Source organism: Mediterraneibacter agrestimuris, assembly GCF_943193195.1.
GTDB lineage: Bacteria > Bacillota > Clostridia > Lachnospirales > Lachnospiraceae > Schaedlerella > Schaedlerella agrestimuris.
This window is the reverse complement of record NZ_CALPDG010000033.1, coordinates 23,923-42,374: the sequence shown is the minus strand read 5'-3', so window position 1 is coordinate 42,374 and position 18,452 is coordinate 23,923. Positions and strand designations below refer to the sequence as shown.

Annotated in this window: 15 protein-coding genes; all 15 read left to right on the top strand. The window is 35.4% G+C overall.

Annotated features, from left to right (window positions below):
• Nucleotides 1-743 precede the first annotated feature (743 nt).
• The 15 genes from NFS18_RS14085 (at nucleotide 744) to dltC (ending at nucleotide 18,449) form a co-directional block, all read left to right on the top strand.
• Entirely contained in the window at nucleotides 744-1,574 is an 831-nt protein-coding gene (locus NFS18_RS14085; protein WP_251391286.1) for a hypothetical protein, read from the top strand.
• Between the two features lie 435 nt (nucleotides 1,575-2,009).
• Nucleotides 2,010-2,321, top strand: a complete 312-nt coding sequence (locus tag NFS18_RS14080) for an eCIS core domain-containing protein (protein WP_251391284.1) — start codon at nucleotides 2,010-2,012, stop codon at nucleotides 2,319-2,321.
• A gap of 430 nt (nucleotides 2,322-2,751) precedes the next feature.
• A complete protein-coding gene (locus tag NFS18_RS14075) occupies nucleotides 2,752-3,924 on the top strand; it encodes a DUF262 domain-containing protein (RefSeq protein ID WP_251391282.1) in 1,173 nt (390 codons plus the stop codon).
• Nucleotides 3,908-4,942, top strand: a complete 1,035-nt coding sequence (locus NFS18_RS14070; protein ID WP_251391280.1) for a DUF3696 domain-containing protein — start codon at nucleotides 3,908-3,910, stop codon at nucleotides 4,940-4,942. Before NFS18_RS14075 ends, NFS18_RS14070 begins: the two co-directional genes overlap by 17 nt.
• 36 nt (nucleotides 4,943-4,978) lie before the next feature.
• The gene (locus NFS18_RS14065) at nucleotides 4,979-5,839 is read left to right on the top strand and encodes a hypothetical protein (RefSeq protein ID WP_251391279.1); all 861 of its coding nucleotides are present in this window, start codon (nucleotides 4,979-4,981) and stop codon (nucleotides 5,837-5,839) included.
• A gap of 166 nt (nucleotides 5,840-6,005) precedes the next feature.
• Complete coding sequence (locus tag NFS18_RS19760) at nucleotides 6,006-6,176, top strand: hypothetical protein (RefSeq protein ID WP_334301866.1); 171 nt, start codon at nucleotides 6,006-6,008, stop codon at nucleotides 6,174-6,176.
• A 177-nt stretch (nucleotides 6,177-6,353) separates the two neighbouring features.
• Nucleotides 6,354-7,793 (top strand): hypothetical protein, encoded by a 1,440-nt coding sequence (locus tag NFS18_RS14060; protein ID WP_251391277.1) that lies wholly within the window; start codon nucleotides 6,354-6,356, stop codon nucleotides 7,791-7,793.
• A 14-nt stretch (nucleotides 7,794-7,807) separates the two neighbouring features.
• Nucleotides 7,808-10,330, top strand: a complete 2,523-nt coding sequence (locus tag NFS18_RS14055) for a hypothetical protein (RefSeq protein WP_251391266.1) — start codon at nucleotides 7,808-7,810, stop codon at nucleotides 10,328-10,330.
• A gap of 342 nt (nucleotides 10,331-10,672) precedes the next feature.
• Nucleotides 10,673-10,828, top strand: coding sequence for a hypothetical protein (locus NFS18_RS14050; protein WP_251391265.1), 156 nt, complete (start codon nucleotides 10,673-10,675; stop codon nucleotides 10,826-10,828).
• Nucleotides 10,829-11,211: 383 nt separating this feature from the next.
• Nucleotides 11,212-13,731, top strand: coding sequence for a YfhO family protein (locus NFS18_RS14045; RefSeq protein WP_251391263.1), 2,520 nt, complete (start codon nucleotides 11,212-11,214; stop codon nucleotides 13,729-13,731).
• Between the two features lie 13 nt (nucleotides 13,732-13,744).
• Nucleotides 13,745-14,689 carry a glycosyltransferase family 2 protein gene (locus NFS18_RS14040; protein WP_251391261.1) on the top strand — a complete coding sequence of 315 codons (945 nt, stop codon included), beginning with the start codon at nucleotides 13,745-13,747 and terminating at the stop codon, nucleotides 14,687-14,689.
• A 21-nt stretch (nucleotides 14,690-14,710) separates the two neighbouring features.
• Nucleotides 14,711-15,145 (top strand): GtrA family protein, encoded by a 435-nt coding sequence (locus NFS18_RS14035; protein WP_251391259.1) that lies wholly within the window; start codon nucleotides 14,711-14,713, stop codon nucleotides 15,143-15,145.
• Between the two features lie 364 nt (nucleotides 15,146-15,509).
• Nucleotides 15,510-17,024: a D-alanine--poly(phosphoribitol) ligase subunit DltA gene (gene dltA, locus NFS18_RS14030; protein ID WP_251391257.1), complete on the top strand. Its 1,515-nt coding sequence runs from the start codon at nucleotides 15,510-15,512 to the stop codon at nucleotides 17,022-17,024.
• Entirely contained in the window at nucleotides 17,024-18,178 is a 1,155-nt protein-coding gene (dltB, locus tag NFS18_RS14025; RefSeq protein ID WP_251391255.1) for a D-alanyl-lipoteichoic acid biosynthesis protein DltB, read from the top strand. Before dltA ends, dltB begins: the two co-directional genes overlap by 1 nt.
• A 28-nt stretch (nucleotides 18,179-18,206) precedes the next feature.
• On the top strand, nucleotides 18,207-18,449 hold the full coding sequence (dltC, locus tag NFS18_RS14020) for a D-alanine--poly(phosphoribitol) ligase subunit DltC (RefSeq protein ID WP_251391248.1): 243 nt from the start codon (nucleotides 18,207-18,209) through the stop codon (nucleotides 18,447-18,449).
• Nucleotides 18,450-18,452: the final 3 nt, after the last annotated feature.

Genomic DNA, 18,452 nt, shown 5'->3' with positions numbered 1-18,452 from the left:
TTCCAATCTTTTTTGAATACGTAAAATTTTTATATTTTATACCTTTTCAAAAATTTCCTTAAGTTGCCAACTTAAGGGTGGGGGAGTAGTGGTGGGCACAGACAGGACAGATTTGTTCTATGGAAGCGCCGCGGTTATTATACAGTGTCTATAAAATGATTGGTGTTCTTTTATGCTATATAATAGGTATATTGAGAATAGAAGAAAAGCTAAGCAAGAGCTCTGGAAAGGTATGACAAAAAAATGTAAAATGCGAAACTTAAAACAAGAAGTGATGAACATGCTTTATTATAAATTATGTAAACACTATTTTAAAATTTTGCCAGAAAATATAGGGGGTCAAAATAAATATGTATCAATATGCAAAGAAAGAACGGAGAAAAGAGAAACAAATTATTCAAAGGAAAGTTGGCATGGAATTTCAAACAGTTGAAGGGGAGCCAAATATCATTAAATCAGGTATGAAAAAAGTTATCCCTTTTGAAGAGAATATAATTCTGAGAAAAAATGGTTTTAGAGTTACCTGTGACGGTAATGATTTAGAGTACGTAACAGATCCTGTTAATCCGGATACAGATCTTGTGACCATAGTAAGAAATATTGTGTTTTTCCATGATAATATTTATAAAGATGATAAGAATGCGGATAGGACAGAAATTTTAGGCACACTGAACGAACATGGATTTGTATTGAATCCTCTGGGAGAGAGAACGGCCCATCCACAGGCAAGCATGGGTGTCCGTATGGAAAAAATAGATGAATTCATAAAGAAGGTTCTGGAAGAAAACATCCCTAAATTTGGATGTTCCATTCCTAATCCGCAGAACAGCACAATACAAAGAGATGTACATAGTAGAATCTATAAAGATATTGAAGAAAAGTTTGCAAGAGAAAATCCCAATATTAAAGGATTTGTACAGTTGTTTTTTCAATATTATGCGGGCACTGCTATAAGAGCTATTAATGAAAATATAGCAAAAATAAATAATAAGGAAATAAAAATAATGTATGCAAAATCCTTTTTGCCCGTTATGTCGCGAACATCGTTGTATAATTTATACCAACTGCTAGGTGGGGATGGGGCACGGGCTATTGAAATTATAAGAAGTTGCATTAGGGAAAATACTTTGGACAGCAGTGAGACATCCGATTCGTCAGGAAAGCAAAGTACAGGAAGTGGCATAGAAAGAGTACATAATCTTTCAAAAACGAATTTTTTTATGCAGTGCGGCGCTAGGGAAGGTGAGGAGGATAAACCATACATTATGTTTGAGGATATGTTGGGTGCGCTGGAAACAGGGAAGGATTTGATAGTAGAAAGGGGAATCAGGGGCGTATCTGAACTGTATAAACCTGCAGAGGGGGCTACTTTACTAGAGGAAGCTCAACTGGAATATAGACAAGAACGAATGCAACAGGTCTTTCAAATGGCTTCACCAACGGAAATCAGCGCAAATCCTCAAATTGAAGGCGCAATTATCGAACTGAGGGCATTGGAACGAAAGGTTCAGCCGGACAAATGGGTGGAGATCGCCACACATGTGGATCATTTGGCAAAATGGGCGGAAAGCTAAAGCCGGAGTGAAAGATCCGTCTAATAACGGTTTAGCAAATCATAATATTATTCACAAATAAAAATTCCAAAGATACCTGCAATTTGGTGGTATGCCCGTTCTAAGAGAATATCATTTCAACGAGACGAGAAGTAATCAGGTGCCGGAAGGCATCTATTCAACAGTTATATTGTGTGATGTTCTGCAGTGCAACAAGCAAGCTAATCAGGGAATGCTGCAGAAATCATAATGTTCCTTTGAAATATTATTGAAAATATTGAGCCAAATGATAAGCTGTATATCCAAGCAAAGAAGAACTGCAGTAGTTAATGAATAAGAAAAAAGAGACGGAAATATTAAAAATATGAATATGGGAAATGTGTATTTTTACTTTATTGTATAATGTTATTAGATATAAAAAAGTTAAGGAATTCACCTCATAAGGAGGAGACAATCATGTATGAATATCAAGAAAAAAATAAAACGGGCATTCCATCTCCAATGAAAAACTATTTTGAAAATAAAAGCGGCTACTCTTTTGATGATGTACGCATTCACTATAATTCCTCAAAACCTGTACAGCTTCAAGCACTTGCTTACACACAGGGAACCGACGTCTATATCGGTCCCGGGCAGGAGCGGCATCTAAGTCATGAACTGGGACACGTTGTCCAGCAGATGAAAGGCATCGTACCTTCTACTTGTACCATTAACGGACACCAAGTGAATGATGACGCCAGAATGGAACTGGAGGCAGAACGATATTAATAGTATTCCGTTAAGTGTGAAAGAATTTATTTCCCGTACATCGAGCATGATTTCAAGGCAAGCCTCAGGAAGTGTATCCAGAGTGACGTTTTGCCGGAGATTTCTAAATTCAAGCGGAATGCCTTTCTGATTTCTGTTTAATGGATCATACGTTTCATCTGGATTGGCAAAGGTATTGCCGCTGGACAAGACTTGCAGTTCTTTTTGGGTTCCGGTCAGTACACTTCGAATACTGTCAATATCTATTACAGTTACTCTTGGAGATCTGAAATTTATGGCTTTCGGATCAGATATCCCGGTTATTTTTTGAAAGAGTTCTGTGGAAATGTAATAGAGAAAACCTGTTGTACTTTTAAGAATACCAAAGATATGTTATGATATAATACATAGGTAAGAGTAAAGGTATTATTAGAATAAAAGAGGGAATCCTATGTGTAAGTATGAAGATAAAAAAACAGAAGAAATCAATGATTTAGAAGATTACAATACTGTTGAGGTTGAAAAGGAAGAATCACAAATTGAGAGTCAAGAAGATTATCCTAATCTGAGCATTAAAATCGAGCAAGTACAATATTCTATATTTGAATTGAAGAGAAAGTATGATCGTAACTTAATCTGTATAGATCCGGATTTTCAGAGATTGGATGTGTGGGGGAGTCGGCAAAAGTCAGAGCTTATTGAATCGGTGATTATGGGGATTCCATTACCGCTGATATATCTTGCAGAAAATGCAGATGGAAAACTTATTGTTGTTGACGGGCGTCAGCGGTTAAATACTTTTTTTGAGTTTTTGGATAATAAATTTAAACTGAGAAATTTGAAGATTTTGAAGCAGGTTAATGGGATGAATCTTCAGGAATTAAGTAATAATATTCACTATTCCAGATATGTGACGATGATAGAGGATACGCAGTTAGTCATTCAGATTATAAAGTATCCTACAAAAGACAGGGTTCGCTTTGATATTTTTGACAGAGTTAATCGAGGAGGAACTCCGTTAAACAAGCAGGAGATGCGTAATGCTTTGTATCAGGGAAATGCAACTAATCTATTAAATCGTTTAGCGGCAATGGATAGTTTCAAAAATGCAACAGGCAATGCGATTTCAACAAAGCATATGAAAGATAAATATATTATACTCCGTGCGCTTTGTTTTTATCTTTTATACACAGGGGAAATGTTGGATTCAGAGAAGAAAAAGATAGAGTACCGCAGTGACATGGAAGAATTTTTAGGAGAGGGCATGCAGTTTTTTAATGTTATGTCTTCCGAACAACTGCAGAATCTTGAAAGACTGTTTGATCAGACGATGGAAAGGGCGTATGAGTGTCTTGGAGAGGATGGATTTCGTATTCCATCAAAAGGAAAGTTGAAAAGACCGATTAGTATGACTTTGTTTGAAACATTATTTTATTATTATGCATTGTTTGATGATGGTAATATTAGTTATGGAGAAATGGCAAGAGGTATAGATGAATTATTATTGGATGAAGAGTATCTACGGAGTCTCCAGCACTCAGTGGACAGTTCAACAAACGTGAAAATAAGATTTGGAAAGGTATTTGGAAAATATAAGGAGATTAACAATGCTCAAAAAAATTAAAATCAATGGCTTTAAATGTTTTGATAATGAAGAAATTTTATTGAAAAATTTCACATTGTTAACGGGAGTGAATTCATCGGGGAAATCCTCATTGATTCAATCTATATTATTTTTGCTGCAGCAGAAAGAAAAGGGGCAGAATCCTTTAAATGGGAAATATGTACGTTTGGGATTGATTCAGGATATAAGAAATACAATTACGAATTCTAAGGCGATTGAGATTACAGTTGAGAATGAAACTGGTGATATATGCAAGGTCAGTCTGAATACAGATGGAAAATGTGAGATTAAGAAAGATAAGGTTCTTGATGATGTGGATTTTGTTTACTTATCAGCAGAGAGAGTAGGAGTAGAAGATGTTTATCAGCAGAATTTGACAAATGAGTATAGAATTGGTATTCATGGAGAATATTCTTTTGATTATTTGAGTCAGGAACGTATGAACGAATTGGCAGAGCCTGCATTCCGATTTCCGGGTACGGGTGCCAATCTGGGAAATCAGGTGGACTCTTGGTTGAATTACATTACCGGATATTATGTAACATCAGAACAGGTTGCGGGAACGGAAGTAGTAAAGGTTTCTTACCGCAAGAGTATAAATGGCAGTAGAGAAGCCAAGCCACATCATGTTGGTACAGGAGTGAGTTATGTGGCCAATATAATTACAGCAGCGTTGTCCTGTAAACAAGGAAGCCTTTTTATAGTGGAAAATCCGGAAATACACCTGCATCCGGGAGCGCAGTCAAAATTGTTAGAGTTTTTCTGTTATTTGTCAGCGCGTGGACTCCAGGTTATCGTGGAAACGCATAGTGATCATCTTTTTAATGGCTTGCGGAAGAATGTGAAAAGAAAAGTTATATCAGTTGAACAGGTAGGAGTGTACTTTTTGAAACTGGATGAAAATTATTTGAGCAGACCGGTTCTTATTAGATTGGATGAGAATGGAAGTGTAGGAAACCATGAAAAAGGGCTTTTCGATCAATTTGATAAAGATCTAGATGATTTGCTTGGACTATAATGGCAGTTGCACATATGATAAATGCGGAGGGTGAATATGGAGAAGGTTTATATGAACGAGTTGTCTATAGATGGACAGTTTGAAAGTATGGACGAATTTTCAGAAGCAGCAATTCCGGTGATGAAGTGTTTAAAGTATATCAAAGAACATGAAGGAAAGATATATAAATATTCTGGGTTTTTTAATTGTAATATAACAAAGACTGAGACATGGAATGACCTGAGAAAAATACGTGGCGATAAATTAACACGGCTGAAGAGTCTGTTGCTCAGTACTACAGAAGAACCGCCATACTGGGATTTGCAAGATGATTGGCTGCAGGACGTGGAAGCACAATATAAGTGTGATGGTATAGATGTTACGATGTCTTCTATTGCAGAGGCAGCAGAGGCGGGAGCATTGTTGGTTTCTTTTCCAATGGAAAGATATCAGGACAAAAAATTACAGGTTGTGAAGAATGATAATAGGGAATTTGAGCTTCCATCAGCGGTTACATTAAAATTTTTAGTAGATTCTCTTAAAGATAAAAATCAGATAGATATTGATGAGTATCTTTGCGACAAATATGCAGGAACTCGATTGGATTTTTCAAAGATGGAATCGCGGTATGGACTACATAAATTTGAAAAAGAGGAAATAGAAGATTGTTTGCGAACGTTTGATAAATTTGTACAATTGGAGAATTGGAACGCTGTTTTTAGAGATGAAAGTTTGAAATACAAAAAATATTCTCCCTCATCGAAAGATGATGACTGGTTTTTAAACGGTGAATATGCGGATAAAGAAATAGATAAATTCCGCTGTGTAAATCCAAAGCGTTGTTTTGGATACAGAGAGGGAGAAGTGTTTTATGTTTTAAGGATGGAACGTGATCACAAAATAAGCGATAAAGGATAAATATATATTTGATAAGGCGGTAAAAGATGGATAATGGTAGATAAAATAAGAAAATATCTAACTATGTGGTGGGAAGTATAGTCAGTTATTTCCTGAATAAGTATTTTACATTCCAGAGTAAAGAAAATCATGGAAGCAGATAAGCAAGTTTGTTTTGAATATTACGGTGTGTTATTTATTGGCTTATGGAATGGCGAAGCCGTTGGTTTCCTTTGTTTTAAGCGGCTTTAATGAGAAAATCCAAGGTAATGTTTTGATGTTGTTTGGAATGGGATTTTTTGTTGTTTTGAACTATTTGGGACAAAGATTATTTGTTTTTAAGAAAAGTCAGGAGTGATTATAAAATAGTTCATGAAACAGGTTCATGAAACAACCCTGAGCTCAAGAAAAATATCTAGAAAAAAATGTAAAATAATGATATTATAAATATGAGGTGAAGTTTTCTGGCAGGTGATAGGAGAACTTTGCCATTTTTTGCTTCCAGGCATGCGAAGGAAACGTCCAGTGGACGTTTTTGAATTGTCATGAATGCGATACAATTTACCGGACTGCTTTGAGTTCTGAAGAAGAGGATAGAAATATACAGAGACTGAGGGAGTATGGGGCAGAGATGAAAATAAAGAAAATATGTAGAAAAATATGGAATAAAGTAATATATTATGCATTTCCAACGATATATTCTTGGATATTATTTGGAGTGCTGTTAGTGGGCGGCTTGCTTTTAGTTACATTGTATAATGAAGACGGGGGACAAGTCCTCAAAGCAGAAGAATTATTAGTTACGTATACGGACTTAGGCGGAAATCATTTAGAGATGCATTTAAGCCAAGAGCAAGGATCGTCAACATGGATTGAATTATATTCTGGGTTTTGGGGAATCGTGATTGCTATCGTAGTTTTTTTGCTTGAAATTAGCGGGAATTACAAGTATGGGATAACCTTGAAAAGGATTGTGATTTTTTCCATAGGTCATTTTATGCCAGTGGGTGTCGGAATCGTTTTTCTCTTGTTGTGTCCTTTGGCATATAAATGTCAGGATACATATAGATATAAAACATTATTTGCAATTATTGTTTTTTCTTTTGTGTTTTTTTGCTTGGGTATAGGGTTTCTGGTAAGGATTTCTATGAGAAAATATATTCGAAAGTTAATTGAAAAACGTTCCAGACAGCAGATTCTTCAAATTAGAGGGGACTTTTCTTCAGAGAGTATTCCGCGTTTAAATGATTCATTATTACTTCGCGAAGTGATTGAACATACGGAGTATTCAAATATCAGCGAGTGGGAAAATATGACAGCGGTTATAAGTCGGTGTATAACGAATAGGAATGTGAAAAGTTGTTTGATAGGAACATTGGCTGAACATACTTTATTAAAGGCAATGACAAAGCATATCATATATAAATCAGGGTTAGAATCGGAATATGTATTGATTCAGACGGTAGATATTTTAGACAGACTTTTGGAAAAATTAATCCGAGAGCTGGAGAATAATTTTTGTAAACAATCGAATAAAGGTTTATCGGAAAGAGAGAAGGAAAAGACTATTATTTCTTTTACATTACAGGTGATGCTGCCTTTGTTTGATTATAATTCCCATAACAGTATAAAAGCATTTCTGGATTTATGGGGAAGGTATGGGCAATATCAGATGGATATAATTTCATATATATATCTTTATTTGTATTATAGAAGTCTTTATGGGAATGGTATTTCAAAAGGGTACTGGGAGATGATTTGTCAGAATAGAAACTGGAAAGATTGTCTGGAGCATCGTAATTACTGGAATATAGACGAAGTGTTAGCATTGGAATTATGGATGGATTGGGAGCAGTATAATGGAAATGGAACGGTGAAAGGTCTGATGGAATGTTATGATTTTGTGAATAAATTGAAAGATCTTCAGATTTGTTCAAATAAAAATATTAACATTATTATACCAGAATACCTGTAAAGGGGGAATGAGGAATGATGATTAAGATAAGAAACCTTAAGAAAAGAAAATATACAACATTTAAGAGAAGTATATATCGAAGGATAGATATGATGACATGTTGTTATAAAAAAGAAACAGATACCGGGAATTCACGTTTGGAATATATTTTTATAGATAAAGTCAAAAGTCATAGAGATAAGAAGCTTTCGAAATCTTATGGGAACATTAATTTTGCAGATTTCTGGCTTGAAACTGTAATAGATAATTTGGAAGACCGAAACAGGGATTCAGGCGATGAGTTCCACTTTAAAAGATATATCAGTCTTTTGAGTGATGAAAAAACGGAGAACCAGCAACAAAATTTTGGGACGTCTTTTCTAAAAGAAAATGTTTTGTTTATTGAAATATGTTTAAATGAAACTAATCATCAGACTGAACTGGGGGCAGAGCTGCAGGAGTTGATAAATAAAACAGGCAGAGTGTTTTATACACTGGGAAATGCAGATTTAATTATAGCTTTAGCCCATGATAAAAGTTCAGGGGAGGAACAGATCATTCAGAAAATTTCTGGAATAGTTCATAGAGATTATGTTCATAGTTGTAATGTATTATTTGGGAAAAGAAGATATATCAATGACGAAGGAAGAATACGAATTAGTACAGATTCAGAATATGCGAAAGAACAGAAGCGCATAAAGAACAGACTAGAAATAAAGAATCCCGGGGATAGAAATCCTGTCCTGAAATTGCAGGGTATTGAATTAGATTTAATGGATAATATGAAAAAATATTCAGATAACCGGAATAAAAAAATGCTGGCATTCTCACAATCGCTGCTCCGAATTATTCATATTATGAGGCAGCAATATAAAAAGGGAAATCATAAAAATATTTTTTACATTTTTTATCCCCAGGTGGTATTGTTTGTACAATTATTTGGAGAAGGAAAGAAACAGCTGGAAACAGAGAAGGAACAACATTTAAGGAATCTGGAGAGTATTAATAGGCTTCCATACGAAGAATGGCAAAAAAAATCTGAAGCAGAAGCAGAAGTAAGACTGTATAATGAAAAAAAGTATCAGATCATAGGAGAAATCGAACAGGCTTTTCGTGACTTTATTGATATAACGGAAATCCTTTTACATCAAATAGGACATAGCAGTGAAAGTGTATTTGAAGATAAGAGCCAAGATTTATTTCTGGATGATATTCCAATTAAATTGTGTTTTTTATATATAGCATATATGCATGAGGTGACATATCTTTTAAATGATAATCCCCAAAATGAATATCGGTACTGTTTGTCACCGCTTGCATATTCTGTTCCGGAGACAGAGTGCTTTGAGTTCGGATTACTGCCTGAAAGCCGCTTAATCAAAGTGATGATCTCCAGGCATATGATGTTTACTCCAAGGTCTTTATTTATTATACTTTCACATGAGGTGAGTCATTATGTGAATGATCGAATTAGAAGCCGTGTATTTCGTTCCAGGTGTATGGAAAAGATACTGGGAATAGTATTTACAGAAATTTTTTATAATATAGATATATCAGAGAATGTTCCAGAGGATGTTAAGAAGTATTACAGGTGGTCTAAAAAAAATACGAAAGAATTTATCAACAAAAAGATAGATGCTTTGATGAAGGAAAAGAAAAATGCAAGCAATCTTGAGGCGGTATGGTATCACTTTCGATATTATTATAAAGATCTAATCCGTACGGAGAAAGAAATCTGGTATGATAAGGATTGGGAGTTAAAAAATATTATAAATGAATTGCCGCATGAGCTTGCATCGAATATCAGAGCAAATCCTAAGATGGATTCTATTATGGTAGAAATTATAAAGATCCAGCAGGATGTTCAGAGACAGGTTGACAATATGATGGCGGGCGCCGATGATGAAGTGCAAAAATTTTTGGAATCTATGAAGAGGATTATGAAAGAAGTAGTTGCAGACATGAGTGGGATTATGCTTTTAGAGAATTCTGTTTATGATTATTTGGAAGCATTTGTTACATCAGAGGGAGAAGTGCCGGATAAAGATACTATTACAGTAGAGCTTATTAATCGTATTGCTATGGTCGTAACTGTTTTAACTGAAAATGATTATAAAAGATGGAGAAAAGATTGTGGTAATCTAGAGGCTGTTTTATTGGAAGACTACATGAATGGGAACAATAAGGAAGCAAGTACTTATTTAAATGATTTATGGGAAAAAGTAAAAAGGTTTAGTGATCAAATTGTTTCGAGGATAAAAGGACCAGATGAAGAGCCTGAGAAAAATAATACGGAAGAAGGTCTCCATGCAGATGATTTTTTTGGTAATTTAGGGATAATAAAAGCGGAGAAAGAGTATTTTCAAAAATGTTATGAAAAAGCAGCTGACCATTTAAAAAAAATAGGAAAGGATTCGGAAAAGAAACGTAGAAGAGAAGAAATATTAACTCTTTATAGAGACTTTGCTGCAAAAGAAAAGGGAAAAGATAACAGTATCGATTTATTCTTTCAATCATATAATAAAATTGTCAAGGAATATATAAATCATATTGTTTAAGGACTGAATAAGTAACCGGAGCAGCCATAGGGTGCTCCGATTACAGTGTAACAACGCATTCGTAGAACTGCATCTACGGTGATTTTCGCTGTTTTACAGCTGTTTTTGTTCATAAATGGGCGAACTGTTACTGAAATATATGTAACAGTTCAGCCATAACAGCTCGAATAAGCTTACCAATTCGTTTTTGCAGATTTGTGCATGGCTGAACTGTTGCGAAATATTAAGAAATTCATATATTTCTATTGAAAAAAAATGGAAAGATAATTATAATGAGATAGGTAGGTTTGGTTTATTATACGAATTTAAAGTGCAAGCACTATTTCAGGTGGAGGAAGGTCGATGAAAAAGTTTAATGTTGGACGGAAGTCCAAAAAGGAACCGAAATTTTCTGTTCACGCTTTAAAAGACACAGAAAAGAGTTCGTTTTCAAATCTCCAAAGGGGAGCTGTGAGATATGCCCCGGCTAAGGAAATCAAGATATGGGGAAGTAAATAAAACGGAGCTGTTACGTTGATCAAATTTTGGCGTGACAGTTCCGTTTTATTTACTTCCCATGACCTTTTGACTGATAGAAGTAACAGTTCAGTATAGGAGTTTGCACTTGCTGCAAACTCTGTAAAAATGTATGATGGGAAAACAGAATCCGCCCTTTCACCGCAGGTGAATTTAAAATAGGGTGGATTCAGTAACAGTGCAGCCGAAAGGCTGAACTGTTACTGACATATGTTACTGACATAAAAATATATCTTGGGCTAAATCATTGTGTTTTGACCAGTGATGCTTTATAATGTTCAAGAAAAATTATATAAAGAGGGGAAATCAATAGGGGATTAGTATTTATTAAATGCCTGTGTATTGATACAATTAGGAGAATAAGAATGGAAAAAAAGATTTCATTAAAACAAAGTGGAAAAATTTTATATGGCATAATAAGTATAGGGATTGTATTGACAATTATCTGTATGGTGTTTTGGAAACAGGGAATTTATCCATTTGGAGACCGGACACTTGTATATAATGATATGCAATATCAATATTTGGATTTTTTTATGTGGTTTCGTAATGTTTTGCATGGAGAAGATAGCTTTACATATTCTTTTTATATGGGACAGGGTGGAAATAGTGTTTCATTGGTTGCATATTATCTTGCATCACCGCTCAATTTGTTATGTTTTTTTGTTAAGCCGGAATATATAGCGGAATTTCTTACGTTGCTGGTTTCATTAAAACTGGCTCTTTGTAGTCTGGCAGCATATATATACCTTGAAAAGAGATTTCAATTGGATTCATTTTATAATTGTATTATTGCTGTAAGTTATGGTTTGATGGGATATAATATATTGCAGTGCAGTAATGTTATGTGGCTTGATGGAGTAATAGTACTGCCTTTTTTAGCTTTGGGAATTTATACATATATATGGGAAAAGCGGTCTGTTCTTTATTTTGTTTCATTATTTTATGCTGTTTTTAGTAATTGGTATATAGGTTATATGCTGTGCCTTTTTGCTGTCCTTTATTTTTTATTCGAATTTATATATCGTAGTTTTGTAATTAGAATGCTTCATATATTAAAAGAGTTTCTAAAGTTAGTATTAGGATTTGCAGCCATCTCTTTGCTGGCAGTTGGAAGCACTTTTTTCTTGTTCTTACCACAGACATTGCATATGGTGAATGATGGTGAAAAATTTGATACCTCTATTTTCATACCTCAATTTGGTTTTTCTGTTTTGGATGGATTTAGAGATTTTTTTCTGGAGCCTGATAAGCTTACTTGGAGCGAGGGAAGTCCGCCGATTTTTATAGGAAGTTTTGTATTGGCTTTTGCAGTACTTTTTTTTGTGTCAAAGAAAATTAATTATAAGAAGAAATATCTGGGAGGAGTTTTTCTTGGCGGATTAATGCTTGTATTCAACTTTAGACCATTAAATTATGCATTTACTCTTTTTAAGATACCATCTTCACATACTTATAGATATGCGTTTATATTTTCTTTTTTTATGATAGTTGTTGCGGCGCTTTGTATAAAAGAAATTGGTGAGATTTATAGCATAGAAATTCAGAAGGCAGTTTGCATTCTCATAAGCATATTGATATTACTAGATTATGTAAAGCCATATTTAATCAGGGGAAAAGCATATTTGAGTGGATTGTTAATAATATTGGTAGGAGCAGCAGTATTGGGATGCGTCAGAAAGAAAGCTTTATTGTTAGCCAATATTGTCATTTTGGTTTGCACTGTTACAGAATTTTATCAAAAAATGAATATGGAATTTGAAGATCATAATTTTCAGGCATCAGTGTCCAGTGAATATAATAGGTGTATGCAAGAGTCTGTTGCGGATGTGAAAAAGCAAGAGGGTGGTTATTACCGCATAGATAAAACATTTTCAAGAATGCTCGGCGGTGGAGAGTGCAATAATGAAGGGATGGCATTTGGTTATAGCTCTATATCAAGTTATACTTCTACCAATAATGTGAAAGTTGCAGAGATGATGAAAGCATGCGGATACACAGGAGATACGACGGTAGTGTCTTATATGCCTATTCTTGCAATGGATTCATTGATGGGAGTGAAATATATTTATTCTGATCGGACTTGGCCGGGATGTGAGCTCTTTCAGGAAAATATTATGGAAGGAAAAAATCTATATAAAAATCCGTATGCACTTTCTATCGGGTATTCTGTGGCTGGCCGGCAGGATATTATTCAGTGGGAAGAAAACCCGCTGCATAACCAGGAGCTTCTTTATGAAAAAATCTTAGGGAAAAAGACAGATTTGTATGTTCCCGCAGAAGTGCTTTCTGTAAATACAGATTCCTTGAATTATGTACAGTGGAAACTTCAAGTAAATGAAACTGGTCCATTGTATGTATATTTTTCGAATGGACAGAGTGGAATGCAGGTTTATGTAAATGATCAATATGTATCTACTAATACATGGTATAATAATCAGATTGAATATATGGGTGAGTATAAAAAAGACGATATAGTAACAGTAGAGGTAAAAGTGGGCGCTGGAGAATATCAAGAGGATTATGGAATCTGCTCAGGAACATTAGAGATGGAGGAGTTTCAAAATTCTATTAAGGCAATTCAGGCAGGACAACTGGAGGCGAAAGAAGTTGAGAAAAACAGGGTTGTATTAGAAAAAGAAAGTTCTGACAGAGAAACTGCAGTGCTGACGATTCCGTATGAAAAAGGATGGGAGATTAAAGTCAACGGAAAAGATATATCATATTTTAAAGGACTGGATTCTTTTATAGGATTAAACCTTCCATCTGGCAAGTGCGTAATTGAAATGGAATATAATGTCCCGGGACAGAAAGCGGGAATGTTGATTTCCGTTTTCTGTATAATGACTTATATGATTTTGAGAAAGAGCAGTAAAAATACATAGGAGTAAAGAGGAAATGTTATCAATTGTATTACCGGCTTATAATGAAAATACAAATGTTGTAAGGGCTTATCATGCAATAAAAGAAATTTTAACTAAAGAGGAGATTCCATTTGAATTAGTTTTTGTAAACGATGGATCAAAAGATGACACATGGAGTGAAATCCGTAAAGTAGTGGAAACAGCTAAAAAAGAGAAAACAAACGAAATAGTAGTAAAAGGTGTTGATTTTTCCAGAAATTTCGGGAAGGAAGCTGCAATACTTGCAGGACTCGCTAATGCACAAGGAGATGCCGCTGTGGTTATGGACTGTGATTTGCAGCATCCACCACAGGTTTTAATAGAAATGTATAAACTTTGGCAGAATGGATATGAAGTTGTAGAAGGTGTAAAGAGAAGCAGGGGAAAAGAAAATCCGGTTTATAAAGCTGGAGCAAAAATTTTCTATGGTATGATGACAAGGGCAACGAAAATTGATATGTCCAGAGCTTCTGATTTTAAACTTCTGGATAAAAAAGCAGTAAAGAGTATTCTATGTATGCCGGAAAGAAATATGTTCTTCAGAGGCCTTTCAGCATGGGTGGGATTTAAAAAGACAGAGATAGAATTTGATGTACAGGAAAGAGTGGTAGGAGAATCAAAGTGGTCAAAGTGGTCATTGGTAAAGTATGCAGTGAAGAACATAGCGGCATTTTCTACAGCTCCTATGCAATTAGTTACGATAGCCGGAGGACTGACCTTTATAGGAGCAGTCATTCTTGGAATACAGACATTGGTAAAATATTTTATAGGACATGCAGTACAAGGGTTTACAACTGTAATATTGCTGCTATTGATTATAGGAAGTGTAATTATGATGAGCCTTGGAATCGTGGGGTATTATATTGCTAAAATTTATGAGGAAGTAAAGCGAAGACCGGTATATATTATCACAGAGATAATACAGAATCAAAATATGTGAAAAGGCGGTAAAAGTTGGATAATGGTAGATAAAATAAGAAAATATATTGATATCACAACGGTTAAGTTTTTAATTGTCGGCGTTATTAATACGATGGTAGGAACAGGGGTTATGTTTGTTTTTTACAATGTTTTTTCTTTGAGTTACTGGATCTCTTCTGCATCTAACTATGTGGTGGGAAGTATAGTCAGTTATTTCCTGAACAAGTATTTTACATTTCAGAGTAAAGAAAAATCATGGAAGCAGATAAGCAAGTTTGTTTTGAATATTACGGTGTGTTATTTATTGGCTTATGGAATGGCGAAGCCGTTGGTTTCTTTTGTTTTAAGCGGCTTTGATGAGAAAATCCAGGGTAATGTTTCGATGTTGTTTGGAATGGGATTTTTTGTTGTTTTGAACTATTTGGGACAAAGATTATTTGTTTTTAAGAAAACTCAAGATGTAAGTCCTGTTTAGGGTGAAGGAATATTACTCAGAAAAAAGAGGAAGGTCGATGAAAAAGTTTAATGGTGGACGGCAGTCAAAAAAGGAAAGATACAGAAAAGAGTTCGTTTTCCAATCTGCTAAGGGGAGCTATGAGATATGCTCCTGTTAAGGAAATCAGGATATAGGGAAGTAAATAAAAAGGAACTGTTACGTTGATTTTTTTTACGTAGCAGTTCCTTTTTATTGTAATGAAGTGCAAGGTGTCGTGTGAACAGCAACCGATCATCATCATTTCTTTGTTTGCCGGCAATGGATTCATTGACACAAATTTATCTGAGTGCTAAAATATATCTGATATACACGTATGAAGATGAATTATTGGAGGAATGAGAACATGTGGATTCTGGACGAGCTTAAAAAGCGCTCAGACAGTGATGTAACTGCATTGATTCACAGAGAGAGGGATATATCTTTTCAAGAGCTATGGAAGCAGTCAGAGATTATGGCAGAGTATTTTAAACAGCATTGTCAGACGAAGGCTCCGATTGTGATATATGGGAATAAAGATATTGAGATTACTGTTTTGATGTTAGCGGCATTGAAGTCCGGGCGGGCGTATGTGCCGCTTGATATTACATTTCCCGCTAATCGTGTAGAGACGATTATGCAGGATGTGGAAAATGAATTGTTATTTAATTTTTCCGGGGAAACGGTGAATTTACCGGAAGAGTGCCGGGAGATTGGAAAAAGGGAGCTGCTGAGTTTGCTGCAGGGAAACCCTGAGGGGACTATCATACCGGAACAGGATTATGTTCAGGGTGAGGATAATTGTTATATTCTTTTTACTTCGGGAAGTACGGGTAAACCGAAAGGGGTACAGATTAGTAAGAAGAATATTGTGAATTTTACATCATGGTTTGCAAAAGCGTGTGAGTTATCAGCAGATAAGCAGGTTGTGCTGAATCAGGTGTCATATTCTTTTGATGTATCTGTGATTCCGCTGTATATTTATCTTGCCATGGGTAAGACCTTATTTAGCATTGATAAGGAGATGCTGGATAATACAAGGCTGTTGTTTCGTTATTTGAAGGAAAGTCATATTGCGGCATGGGTATCAACTCCGGCATTTTTGGAAATCTGCAGTTTTGATGACAGTTTTGATGAAAAGATGCTGCCGGAATTGGAAAATATTATTCTGGCAGGAGAAGTTCTGACTAAAAAGCTGGTATCGGTATTACATAAAAAGTTTAGCGGGGCGAAAGTAATCAATGGATACGGACCGACGGAGGGAACTGTACTGTTGAGTGCTTGTGAGATTACGGAAGAGATGCTTGCAAATGAGAAAAGTCTGCCTATTGGCATGATTCTGGATGACGGATATTATGAAATCCAAGATGACAAAAATCATCCGGTTGCTGTTGGTGAGTCCGGGGAGCTTGTTGTTGTAAGCGACAGCATCAGTAAGGGATATTTTAAAAATCCGGAGCAGACTGCCAAAGCGTTTTTTAAAGCAGAAGATGGACGGATGGGATATCGGACAGGTGATCTTGTATTTGAGGAAAATGGTCTGCTGTACTATATTACACGTAAGGATACACAGATTAAGCTGAATGGATTCCGAATCGAACTGAATGACATTAGTTCTAATCTGAATCTTTTGGATATTGTTAATAACAGTGTAGTATTGCCTGTGTATAAAGAGGGAAGGGTTGCTTATCTTACAGCTTTTGTAGTATTGAATTACAAATCAGAGCTGTCAGATTTGAAAACAGGAATTGCAATTAAGAAAGAATTGAAAGAGAAGATTCCATCTTATATGATTCCGAGAAAGATTGTCATCTTGGAGAAGTTCCCGATGAACATCAACGGTAAGATTGACAGAAAAAAATTAGCGGAGGATTATTTGTAATGATTTTTTCACAATATGGAAGTATATTCAGTGTTGTGATGTTCTCACTTCTTTTGATTCCAGCAGTAATTATGAATCTGTCTGGAAAGAGGATTAAGTATTATGGAATCTTGCTGAATATTCCTATGTTGATTTTTCTGTTTGGATTAAAAAGCTTGCAGATGCTTCAGTTTGTTGTATTTATTGTATGCGAATTTATTCTTTTATATGGATTTTACTATCTGCGGAAGAAGGTGAAAGCAAACTGGCTGTATTATATTGTGCTTGCATTGTCTATGGTGCCTATTATTGTGATCAAATTATGTGTATACACACCATTTAATATGCTTGGATTTGCAGGGATTTCTTATATAAGCTTCCGAATCTGGCAGTTGGTCGTAGAGATGCATGATGAACATATAGAAGAGTTGAAGTTTCTGGATACGATATATTTTGTGACTTTTTTTCCTACGTTAAGTTCAGGACCGATTGACCGGTATCACAGATTTTTACAGGATCTGAATAAGGTGGTTCCGCAAAACGATTACATTGAGAATTATCTGATGTTTGGTCTGGGAAGAATTGGGAAAGGAATGATCTATAAGTTCGGACTGGCGTTCATGATTAATCAATATGTTATGACACCGCTTCCAGAGGAACATACGATCTGGAGTACGATTGTGTACATGTATGCTTATACATTATATCTGTTCTTTGACTTTGCGGGATATTCACATTTTGCAATTGGAACGAGTTATATTCTGGGTATTAAAGTGGGAGAGAACTTTAATATGCCGTTTCTGGCACATAATATGAAGGAATTTTGGGAAAGATGGCATATCTCCCTGTCGCAGTGGTTTGGGGATTATATATATAAAAGATTTGTTCTGAATACATTGAGAAACAAAGTATTTAAGAGCCGTAAGACGGCGTCTCGTGTTGGAAATATGGTTACAATGCTTGTGATGGGAATCTGGCACGGTCCATATTTGTTTTATATCGTGTATGGACTTTATGAGGGGGCGGCGCTTGTCGTAACGGATATTTATTTGAAGAGCAAAACATACCGGAAGTTTAAGCAGATGAAATGCTATGATTTTGTCAGCAGAGTTGTGTGCTTTCAGGTGATTGCATTTGGTATGTTGTTGTTTTCAGGATATTTATTTTCTTTTTAATTAATTGGAAATATGGGAGGAAATTGACATGGAAAATCTAAAAGAACTGGCGCTGGATATTATGGAGGCGGCATGTGAAACAGATGAAGTGAGAGAAGATCTGGATCTTGACTTGTTTGAGGCGGGACTGATTGATTCACTGGCGGCGGTTGTTGTGCTGGTTGAATTAGAAGAAAGAACAGGAATTAAGCTTCAGCCTACAGATATGGAACGTGAGGATATCAGTACAGTGAATCATTTTATTGATTTTCTGGAGAAAAAGGTGGGCTAACCT